Source organism: Dactylosporangium cerinum, assembly GCF_042653625.1.
GTDB classification, from domain to species: Bacteria; Actinomycetota; Actinomycetes; order Mycobacteriales; family Micromonosporaceae; genus Dactylosporangium; species Dactylosporangium cerinum.
On record NZ_JBHSIU010000009.1, the window covers coordinates 243,510 to 252,638 of the forward strand.

General features: G+C 72.2%; 9 protein-coding genes. 4 read left to right on the forward strand and 5 right to left on the reverse strand.

The features are described 5' to 3' along the window. Positions 1–16: 16 nt before the first annotated feature. Both ACFPIJ_RS06300 and ACFPIJ_RS06305 read right to left on the reverse strand, forming a co-directional pair. Complete coding sequence (locus tag ACFPIJ_RS06300; protein ID WP_380113645.1) at positions 17–802, reverse strand: enoyl-CoA hydratase-related protein; 786 nt, start codon at positions 800–802, stop codon at positions 17–19. Between the two features lie 23 nt (positions 803–825). Continuing rightward, positions 826–1,611: a PaaX family transcriptional regulator gene (locus ACFPIJ_RS06305; RefSeq protein ID WP_380113646.1), complete on the reverse strand. Its 786-nt coding sequence runs from the start codon at positions 1,609–1,611 to the stop codon at positions 826–828. Positions 1,612–1,843: 232 nt separating this feature from the next. On the opposite strand from ACFPIJ_RS06305, the gene ACFPIJ_RS06310 reads away from it, so the two are divergent. Together ACFPIJ_RS06310 and ACFPIJ_RS06315 are read left to right on the forward strand one after the other, a co-directional pair. Further along, on the forward strand, positions 1,844–2,011 hold the full coding sequence (locus ACFPIJ_RS06310) for a DUF3117 domain-containing protein (protein ID WP_081971220.1): 168 nt from the start codon (positions 1,844–1,846) through the stop codon (positions 2,009–2,011). Between the two features lie 83 nt (positions 2,012–2,094). After that, complete coding sequence (locus ACFPIJ_RS06315; RefSeq protein WP_380113647.1) at positions 2,095–3,639, forward strand: leucyl aminopeptidase family protein; 1,545 nt, start codon at positions 2,095–2,097, stop codon at positions 3,637–3,639. Positions 3,640–3,787: 148 nt separating this feature from the next. On the opposite strand, the gene ACFPIJ_RS06320 is transcribed toward ACFPIJ_RS06315, so the two are convergent. Continuing rightward, a complete protein-coding gene (locus ACFPIJ_RS06320; protein ID WP_380113648.1) occupies positions 3,788–4,930 on the reverse strand; it encodes an Mrp/NBP35 family ATP-binding protein in 1,143 nt (380 codons plus the stop codon). 185 nt (positions 4,931–5,115) lie between these two features. Here ACFPIJ_RS06320 and ACFPIJ_RS06325 point away from each other — a divergent pair, with 185 nt between their 5' ends. Further along, positions 5,116–6,075 (forward strand): DNA glycosylase family protein, encoded by a 960-nt coding sequence (locus ACFPIJ_RS06325; RefSeq protein WP_380113649.1) that lies wholly within the window; start codon positions 5,116–5,118, stop codon positions 6,073–6,075. A 394-nt stretch (positions 6,076–6,469) separates the two neighbouring features. On the opposite strand, the gene ACFPIJ_RS06330 is transcribed toward ACFPIJ_RS06325, so the two are convergent. Continuing rightward, positions 6,470–6,886, reverse strand: coding sequence for a twin-arginine translocase TatA/TatE family subunit (locus ACFPIJ_RS06330; RefSeq protein ID WP_380113650.1), 417 nt, complete (start codon positions 6,884–6,886; stop codon positions 6,470–6,472). A 70-nt stretch (positions 6,887–6,956) separates the two neighbouring features. Further along, complete coding sequence (locus tag ACFPIJ_RS06335) at positions 6,957–8,258, reverse strand: S1C family serine protease (RefSeq protein WP_380113651.1); 1,302 nt, start codon at positions 8,256–8,258, stop codon at positions 6,957–6,959. A gap of 163 nt (positions 8,259–8,421) precedes the next feature. Between ACFPIJ_RS06335 and ACFPIJ_RS06340 the strand changes: the two genes are divergently transcribed. Continuing rightward, the gene (locus ACFPIJ_RS06340) at positions 8,422–9,012 is read left to right on the forward strand and encodes an O-methyltransferase (RefSeq protein ID WP_380113666.1); all 591 of its coding nucleotides are present in this window, start codon (positions 8,422–8,424) and stop codon (positions 9,010–9,012) included. Positions 9,013–9,129: the final 117 nt, after the last annotated feature.

Genomic DNA, 9,129 nt, shown 5'->3' on the forward strand with positions numbered 1-9,129 from the left:
CCAGGTAAAGCCGCGATCAGGCCCCGTTGAAAACCGGCTTCTGTTTCTGCACGAAGGCGGCCGTCGCCTCCTGGTGGTCCGTGGTCCGGCCGCAGATGCTCTGCGCGTCGGCCTCGACCTCCAGGGTCTCGCTCAGTCCGGCCGATCCGCCGGTCGCGAGCTGGCGCTTGATCTGCGCGTACGCCACGGTGGGGCCGGCGGCCAGCCGCGTCGCGAGCGCCAGCGCGGTGGGCAGCACCTGCTCGTCGTCCTCGACCAGCCTGGACAGCATGCCCAGCCGGTCCGCGGTGGCCGCGTCGACGGGCTCGGCCAACATGAGCAGCTCCGTCGCCTTCGCGTGGCCGATCAGCCGCGGCAGCGTCCACGACACGCCGGTGTCACCGGCGAGCCCCACGTTGGCGAACGCCATCAGGAACTTCGTCCCGGGCCCGCCGATCCGGAAGTCCGCCAGCAGCGCCAGGGACGCGCCGGCACCCGCCGCCATGCCCCGCACCGCGGCGATCACCGGCTTCGGCATGCCCACGATCAGCTCCGCGACCGGGTTGTAGTGCTCCCGGACCGTTGACAGCGGCGCCGGGTCATCCGCCGCCAGCAACGTGACGTGTTCGCGGAGGTCCTGGCCCACGCAGAACGCCCGGCCCGCCCCCGCCAGCACGACCGCCCTGACCTTGGCGTCGTCCGCCAGCTCGCGCAGCGTTTCGCGCAGGGCGACCTTCGTCGCGGTGTCCAGTGCGTTGAGGGCGTCGGGACGGTTCAGGGTCACCACGGCGACCGCGTCGTTGCGCTCGACCTGCAGACTCATGCTTCACCCTTTCTCGGTGCTGGTCAGCTGTGCAGACACTGGTCAACGTATCGGTCCGCGGCCGGGCGCAGCCGACCGGCGTGCCGGTCGAAGAACGCCGCCGCTGCCGTGCCCGGCCAGCGCTGCGGCAGCAGCTCCGGCGGCAGCTGCGGATCCCGGAACAGGAACGCCCGCCAGGCGTGCACGAGCGTGAATCTGGCCGCGTACGCCTGCTCGTCGTCGGTGCCCGGGCCGACGGCGGACACGAGCGGGGTGAGTCTGGCGACGAACTGCTCATACGCGGCGCCGATCTCGTCCAGGTCCCAGGCCCGCGACACGAGCGACCCGCCGCCGGCGACGTGGGCGGCGCTGAACCGGTCGAACCGGACCCCGGCCTCGGTCAGCAGTGCGTCGACGCCCTCGCCGGGGCGCGGGGCGATCCAGGTGGAGGCGTCGATCGCGCCGTAGCCGAGAAATCCGAGGTTGGCGACGAGCCGTGCCCGCGCGCCTCGGTGCTGCGGCGGGTCCAACGTGATGAGATCAAACCGGCCGCTCCAGGTGGTGTCGCCCTTCGGCGTGCGGTAGATGCGGGCACCCGCCGCATCGAGCCGCCGTGCCGCCTTCGGGGTGATGCCGTAGCCCGGGCCGGTCGGCAACCGTAAAGGGTGCAGCCAGCCCTGCCGCACCATCCGCGACACCGCTGTCCGGACGGCGGGCGCGGCGATGCCGAGGGGCGCCAGCAGGCGCACGAGGGCCGCTACGGCGGCCCGTCCACCGCGGGGACGGAGATGGTCGCCATAGAGATCAAAGAGGGCGGACCGGGCCTGCATGGCCGCTTATTGTGACAGTTGACCGGCATTCACCGCCAGGAGTTGTCACATGGTTCGCGTCCCAGTTTGGGTCTTGGGGCCATCATCAGGGAAAATCATCTGTTGGTGCGTTCATCACGAGTCGGAAGGCCGGGAGGCAGGTCCCGGTCGACGCTGGTGAGAAGGCGTGCGGGCATGCGGGGACGGCTGTGCCACCTGGTGTCTGGGACATCAGGGAGCGAAGGGAGACAACATGGCGGCCATGAAGCCGCGGACAGGCGACGGTCCGCTGGAGGTCACCAAGGAGGGCCGGGGCATCGTCATGCGGGTCCCGCTGGAAGGTGGTGGGCGGCTCGTCGTCGAGATGACCAAGGATGAGGCCAACGAGCTCAGCGAGGCGCTGAAGACCGCCACTGGCTGACGCTTTTCGTTCATCCGGCACGACCCCGCGTAACCGAGTGGCCCCGAGGCGGTCGCTCCCCGAAGTGTGCGCGGAAACTTCTCATGGGAGGCACGCTCTTGCTGGACATACGGTTCGCTACGGCCCGCAACGCCTCCGGCGCGGTCGCCGTCGTCGTGCCGGCCGGCAGTGCCAACGCAGACGCCACAGCTGACGATCTCTCGCCGGCGGAGCTCGAGGCGGCACGGTTCGCCGCCGTGCGGCTGTCGCTGACGAGACTGAAGCTCGGACCGGCCGACCTGGACGACGTGACGGCGTTCCTCGCCGACGTCGAGCACTCCGGGTCGGCCGGCACCATGCACAAGCTGCCGCGGCCCGGACGCCGGCCCGACAAGCTGCTCTTCGTCGGCGTCGGGCCCGGCGACGAGGCCGGCTGGCGCGTCGCGGGCGCCAAGCTCGCGAAGTCCGCCGGCAAGGAGCCCACCCTCACGATCCTGCTGCCCGACGACGTCACCCCGGCGGCGGTGCGCGGGCTGGGGGAGGGGCTGTGGCTCGCGTCGTACCGGTTCCGCCTCGGCGCCGACGAACCACCGGAGCTGCGCCGGGTCGTGCTGGCCTCCTCCGCCGGTGCCGTCGCCTCCGCCGCCGACCTGGCCGGCGGGCTCGCCCTGGCCAAGGTCGTCGCCGAGTCGACGATCCTGGCCCGGGACCTCACGAACATGCCCAGCGACGAGAAGACCCCGGCCTGGTTCGCGAAGCGGGTCGAGAAGGCCGCCGCCGGGATCCCTGGCGTCACCACGACCGTCCGCGACCCGAAGAACCTCGCTGAGCAGGGGTTCAACGCGATCCTCGCCGTCGGCGGCGGCTCCACCCGCGGCCCCCGCCTCGTCGAGCTGTCCTGGCGTCCCCGCGGCGCCCGGCGGCACGTGGTGCTGGTCGGCAAGGGCATCACCTTCGACACCGGCGGCGTCTGCATCAAGCCGCTGTCCGGCATGAAACTCATGCGCAAGGACATGGCCGGCGCCGCCGCCGTCATCGGCGCGACCCTCGCCGCGGCCGCGCTGCGCCTGCCGCTGCGCATCACCGCGCTGGCCCCGCTCGCGGAGAACGCGCTCGGCGCCGACTCGTTCCGCCCCGGCGACGTGATCCGCCACTACGGCGGCACCACCAGCGAGATCCACAACACCGACGCCGAGGGCCGCCTGGTCCTCGGCGACGCCATGGCCTACGCGGTGCGGCGGCTGCGCCCCGACGCGATCATCGACCTGGCGACCCTCACCGGTGCGCAGGGCGTCGCGCTCGGCAAGCGGACCGCGGCGCTCTACAGCCACAGCGACGCCCTCGCCACGTCGCTCGCCGAGGCGGCCGCGGTCGCCGGCGAGTCCATGTGGCGCATGCCGCTGCACGACGACTACGTCGAGGCCCTCGACAGCGACGTCGCCGACATCGTCAACTCCACCGACGTCGGCGCGGGCTCGCTGATGGCGGCGCTTTACCTGCGCGAGTTCACCGGCGGGCTGCGCGAGCAGTGGGCGCACCTGGACATGTCGTCGTCCGCGTGGGCCGACTCCGCCGACGGTGAACTGACCAAGGGCGCCACCGGCTGGGGCGTCCGCACTCTGACCCGCTGGCTCGAAGCCACCGCCTGACCGCCGTGTTGCCCGTGTCGGCGCTCTGTCTCACAGACACTAGCACAACCGAAAAAATATTTTGTCGGTCATCCACGCATCGTAGCGTGCACCACACAAGTCGTGTTCGCAGGTCGCGCTGGTCGTACCGCAGCCGCTTTTTGGCCTTTCAGCGTCCGGCAGGCTTGAGGCCGAGGGGCTTGCCGACGAGACTCTCCCGCCGGACCGCGAGCCGGTCGGCAACAGTGATCAGGGCGGCCGCGGCCGGCGCGGCGGCGTCCGACAGCACGAGCGGGACACCGGCGTCGCCACCCTCGCGCAGGCGGGTGTCGAGGGGGATCTGGCCCAGCAGCGGCACCGGCGCGCCGACGAGGCGGCTGAGCGACTCCGCGACCTGCGCGCCGCCGCCGCTGCCGAAGACCTCCATGCGCTGGCCGTCGGGCAGCTCCAGCCACGACATGTTCTCCACGACGCCGACGATGCGCTGGTGCGTCTGCAGCGCGATCGACCCGGCCCGCTCGGCCACCTCCGCGGCGGCGGCCTGCGGCGTCGTCACCACCAGGATCTCCGCCGACGGCAGCAACTGTGCCAGCGAGATCGCCACGTCGCCGGTGCCCGGCGGCAGGTCCAGCAGCAGCACGTCCAGGTCGCCCCAGTACACGTCGGCGAGGAACTGCTGCAGCGCCCGGTGCAGCATCGGCCCGCGCCACACCACGGCCGCGTTGCCCGGGGTGAACATCCCGATCGAGATGACCTTCACCCCGTGCGCCGACGGCGGCATGATCATCGACTCGACCTGCGTGGGCCGGCCGTCGGCGCCGAGCATGCGGGGCACCGAGTGGCCGTAGATGTCCGCGTCGACGACACCGACCTTGAGGCCCTTCGCCGCGAGCGCCGCGGCCAGGTTGACCGTCACGCTGGACTTGCCGACGCCGCCCTTGCCGCTGGCCACCGCGTAGACCCGGGTCCGCGAGCCCGGCTGGGCGAACGGGATGACCGGCTCCTGCGTGTCGCCGCGCAGGCTGCTCTGCAGCTCCTTGCGCTGCTCGGCGGTCATCACCCCGAAGTCGACCTCGACCCCGGTGACCCCCTCGACCGCGCCGACCGCCGCGGTGATGTCGCTGCGCAGCTTGTCCTTCAGCGGGCAACCGACGACCGTGAGCAGCAGGCCGATCACGGCGACGCCGTCGGGGCGCAGGACGACGTCGCGGACCATGCCCAGGTCGGTGATCGGGCGACGGATCTCGGGGTCGTCGACGGTCGACAGGGCGGCGGCGATCGCGGCTTCGACGGTGGTTGCCGGGGCTGACATGTCCGCTATGGTACGTCGGTATTCCCGCCTGTTCAGGAGGCCTGCCGCGGGCGGTAACACATCACACGAACGATGACGGGCTTGTCCCACGTCCTCGGCGATGGGACCATCGTTTGGTAACGCCGCGCGCCTCGCCCCTTGAGGCACGCGGCTTTTTTGTCGTACCCCTGTTCGAAAATCGGGGCATGACCGAACTCGGCACCACCACTGCCACCGTCCTGCGGGCGACCGGCCCGTTCAACTTCGCCTGCTCGCTGCGGGCCATGGAGTCCTTCGCCCCGTGCAGCGGCGACCAGCTCGTCGTCGACGGCCGGGTCCGCCGCGCGTTCCTGCACCCCACCGACCCGACCCGGGCCGTCGTCGCCGAAGTCGTCGGCCGCGACGACGGGGTCGCGGTCACCGTCTTCAGCGACGACGTGCTCACCCCGGCGCAGACCGCGGCGGTGGGCGACCGGGTCAGCGACTGGCTCAGCCTCCGCGACGACCGCGACACGTTCCTGGGGCTGGCCCGAGCCGACCCCGCGATGGCCCCGATCCTGGCCGTCGCCGAAGGCCTGCACCAGGTCCGCTTCGCCTCCCTCGCCGAGGGCGCCGTCTTCTACACGCTCGTGCATCACTCCAAGCACTGGTTCGCCACAGCGCGCAAGCGCCGGCTCCTCGCCGACCACGGCCCGCACGGCGTCGTCGACGGGGTCGCCTATGCCGCGTTCCCGCCGATGTCCACGCTCGTCGCGCTCGGTGTCGCGGGCCTCAAGCCGTATGCGAGCAACATGCTGAGCGCCAGACGCCTGCATGCGGTCCTGACGGGCCTCAGCGCCCTCGACGAGCACTGGCTGCGCACCGGCCCGGCCGAGGAGGTCTATGCGGCACTGCTGTCGCTGCGCGGCGTCGGCCCGTTCACGGCGCACGCGCTGCTCCTGCGGGTCCTCGGCCGCCCGGACCGGGCGCCGCTGGAGCTGCAGCAGTATTTGAAGGCGGCCACGAGCATCTACGGCGCACCGCCGCCGTCCCCGGCTGAGCTGCGGGAGTGGTATCGGGAGACGGTCGGGTGGTGGGCGTATACGGCGCGGACCGGGTTGGACTGGATCGAGCGTGAGCAGCGGGCGTTCGCGCGGGCGACGGCGGCTGAGGTCCGGGCGGGCTGAGGTCGAGGGGCGGTTCCGCCCCGCGCCGGTTTCCGTCCGGCGCGGGGGGCGGCTCCTCTCCGTGATCCGGAAGACCCTGTGTACCCGGGGGTGCATGAGGTCTTCCGGATCACGGGAACGGACATGCGTCGCGCCCTGGAGCACGAACGAACTGCCACATCCGCGGTGGAGAGTCGTGTTCCGGCAGCTCGGCGCGGTGTGAAGCGCGAGGGGCGCAGACCTGTTCACGGGTTCCCGCGACCGTCACTCCCGGAGCGCCCTCGCCGATGCTGTTGCACACGCGGACCTCGGCCGACGGGCGGCCCGGGGCAGTGGTCTACGTGCGCACCTCGGCGGGCCGGGGCGCTGGCCTGCGTGCGCGGACCTCGGCCGACGGGCGGGCCGGGGCAGTGGTCTACGTGACGTCGTCCCAGGACGGGCGGGCGGCTGCGGCGGGCTTGGTCAGCGGGACGGGGGCGGGGTCCGGGGTGGGGGTGCTGTTGACCACCGCCTGGGCGTCGCGCTTCACGGTGTCGGCGACGCCCTTGACCTCGCCCATGATGTCCTGCAGGGGGCGGCGCAGTGCGGCCTCGTCGGCCTCGCTGAGCAGGTGCTTGCGGAGGAAGGCCTTCGGATGCAGGTCTTCGAGCTGGATGTCGGTGCCGAGCTCGCGGCTCAGGTCGCCGGTGGCGTTGCGGGCCATCTGGCGGACGTTGCGCAGCATGCGCATGCCGTCGCTGATCGCCTTCGGCAGCCGGTCGGGGCCGAAGATGAACAACCCGACCAGGATGATGACGATGAACTCCCAGCCACCGAGGTTTTCCAAGCCCATTTTACCGGCCCTCCCTGCTCTCGCCCGCCAGCCTACGCACCCTCGGGGCGGATCCGGGAGGGCCTGCCGGTCACTTCGCGTCGGCGACGAGGGTCACCGAGGCTTTTTCCTTGGTGGTGCCGCGCAGGTACTGGACCTCGACCACGGCGCCCGGAGCGTACTTGCGGATGAGCGCGGTCAGGTCCCAGAACTCCTCGACGGGCTTGCCGTTGACGGCCAGGATGACGTCGCCCGCGTGCAGGCCGGCGCCGGCGGCTGGGCCGTTGGCCTCGACGGACGCGAGGCGGGCGCCGCCGGCAGGGTTGCGGTAGCTGGGGTCTGGTGAGACGCCCATCACAGTGCGGCGGGCCTTGCCGGTGTTGATGACGTCCTGGGCGACGCGGCGGGCGTGGTTGATCGGGATGGCGAAGGCGAGACCGACGTTGCCGGCGGTCGCCTGGTCCTCGGACAGGGTGCCGATGACGGAGTTGATGCCGACGACCCGGCCGGCGCCGTCGAACAGCGGGCCGCCGGAGTTGCCCTGGTTGACCGCGGCGTCGGTCTGGATCGCCGAGTAGTAGCGGGCGGTGCCGCCCTCGCTGGTGCGGATGGGCCGGTCGAGGTAGCTGACCACGCCGAACGTGACGGTGCTGGTCAGGCCGAGCGGCGAACCGATCGCGACGACCGGGTCGCCGACCTGGAGCTGGTCGGAGTCGCCGAACTCGACTGGCTGGAGCTTGTCGTCGGGCAGGCCCGCGGTGTCGATCTTCAGCACGGCGATGTCGGACTCGTCGTCGCCGCCGACGACTGTGGCCGGGGCGACGGAGGCGTCGGAGAAGCGGACCGTGGCCGATCCGTTGCCGCCCTGCACGACGTGGTTGTTCGTGATGACGTAGCCGTCGGTGGAGACCACGAAGCCGGAGCCCAGCGACGTGCCGGCGCCGACCCGCATGCTGATCGTGACGACGCTCGGCAGGACCTTCTTGGCCAGGGCGGCGACGGTGTCCGGTGCGCGGCCGTTGAGTGGCGGGTCGCTGCCGAGCGGCGAGTTGCCCAGGATGCTGCCCCCGCCACCGGCGAAGACGTAGCCGAGGGTGCCGCCGAGCGCGCCGGCGAGCAGGGCGGTGATGATCGACACGATCAGCACCAGGCCGATGCCGACCCGGGTGCCCGGCCCGGGCGGTGGCGGTTTCTCCAGCTCCGGTGGCTCCTCGGCGGGGGTCTTGACCACGACGACCTGCGCGTCCGGGTCGCGCCACGGGTCGGCGAGGGCGTCGGACCACCAGCTGCTCGCGGCGGGCTGCGGGCGCGGCTGCGCGGGCGGCACCGGCCAGCCAGCGGGGCTGGTCGATGCGCCGTGGCCGGGCTGACGCCAGGCCGAACCGTCTGTCACGATCGGCTCCTCCGTCCGTTTCGCATCCAGCATTACACGGGCCGGCATCCCACACGTGAGGGCGAGGTCTCCTAGGCTTGCGGGGATCGACTTCTCCTGGAGGTGCGACATCCCCCCGTCCGTCAGAGCCGCACAACAGTTCGCCGACTTCGTCGACGGCTACGTGCTGGAGGATCCGGTGCTCACCGCCGCCCGTGAGCAGGCCGCCGAGCTGGGCATCTCCAGCGTCAGCCGGGGCGAGGGCGCGGCGCTGCGGGTCGTCGCCGCGGTCGGCAACGCCAAGGCCGTCGTCGACGTCGGCACCGGCACGGGGGTGAGCGGCGGGTGGCTGCTGCGCGGCATGCGCCGCGACGGGGTCCTCACCACCATCGACCTCGAGCCGGAGCACCAGCGGGTCGCCCGGCGGGTCTTCGCCGCGGCCGGCAACCCGCCGTCGCGGACCCGGATCATCAGCGGGCGGGCGCTGGACGTGCTGCCGCGGCTCGCGGACCGGGCGTATGACCTGGTGTTCGTCGACCACGACCCGAGCGAGTACGTGGCGGTGACCGCCGCCGCGGAGCGCCTCCTGCGACCCGGCGGGACCCTCGTGCTTGCCGGCGCGCTCGGCGGGGGGCGGGTCAGCGACCCGACGATCCGCGACGTGGAGACCGTCCTGCTGCGGGAGGCGGTCAAGGCGCTGCGGGACAGCGACGCGTGGGTGCCGGCGATCCTGCCACTCGGCGAGGGTCTGCTGGTGGCGGCCAGAGCGCAGTAGCGGGCGGGAGGCGGCCGGCGCGCAGCAGCCGACGCAAAGACGGCCGGCGCGCCAGGGGCCAACAACAAGGCCGACGCAAAGACGGCCGGCGCGCCAGGGGCCAACAACAAGGCCGAC

What these genes read in the sequence shown, in the direction of transcription:
- ACFPIJ_RS06300 (WP_380113645.1), bottom strand. Translation starts at nt 802, where the DNA reads ATGAGTCTGCAGGTCGAGCGCAACGACGCGGTCGCCGTGGTGACCCTG.
- ACFPIJ_RS06305 (WP_380113646.1), bottom strand. Translation starts at nt 1,611, where the DNA reads ATGCAGGCCCGGTCCGCCCTCTTTGATCTCTATGGCGACCATCTCCGT.
- ACFPIJ_RS06310 (WP_081971220.1), top strand. Translation starts at nt 1,844, where the DNA reads ATGGCGGCCATGAAGCCGCGGACAGGCGACGGTCCGCTGGAGGTCACC.
- ACFPIJ_RS06315 (WP_380113647.1), top strand. Translation starts at nt 2,095, where the DNA reads ATGGGAGGCACGCTCTTGCTGGACATACGGTTCGCTACGGCCCGCAAC.
- ACFPIJ_RS06320 (WP_380113648.1), bottom strand. Translation starts at nt 4,930, where the DNA reads ATGTCAGCCCCGGCAACCACCGTCGAAGCCGCGATCGCCGCCGCCCTG.
- ACFPIJ_RS06325 (WP_380113649.1), top strand. Translation starts at nt 5,116, where the DNA reads ATGACCGAACTCGGCACCACCACTGCCACCGTCCTGCGGGCGACCGGC.
- ACFPIJ_RS06330 (WP_380113650.1), bottom strand. Translation starts at nt 6,886, where the DNA reads ATGGGCTTGGAAAACCTCGGTGGCTGGGAGTTCATCGTCATCATCCTG.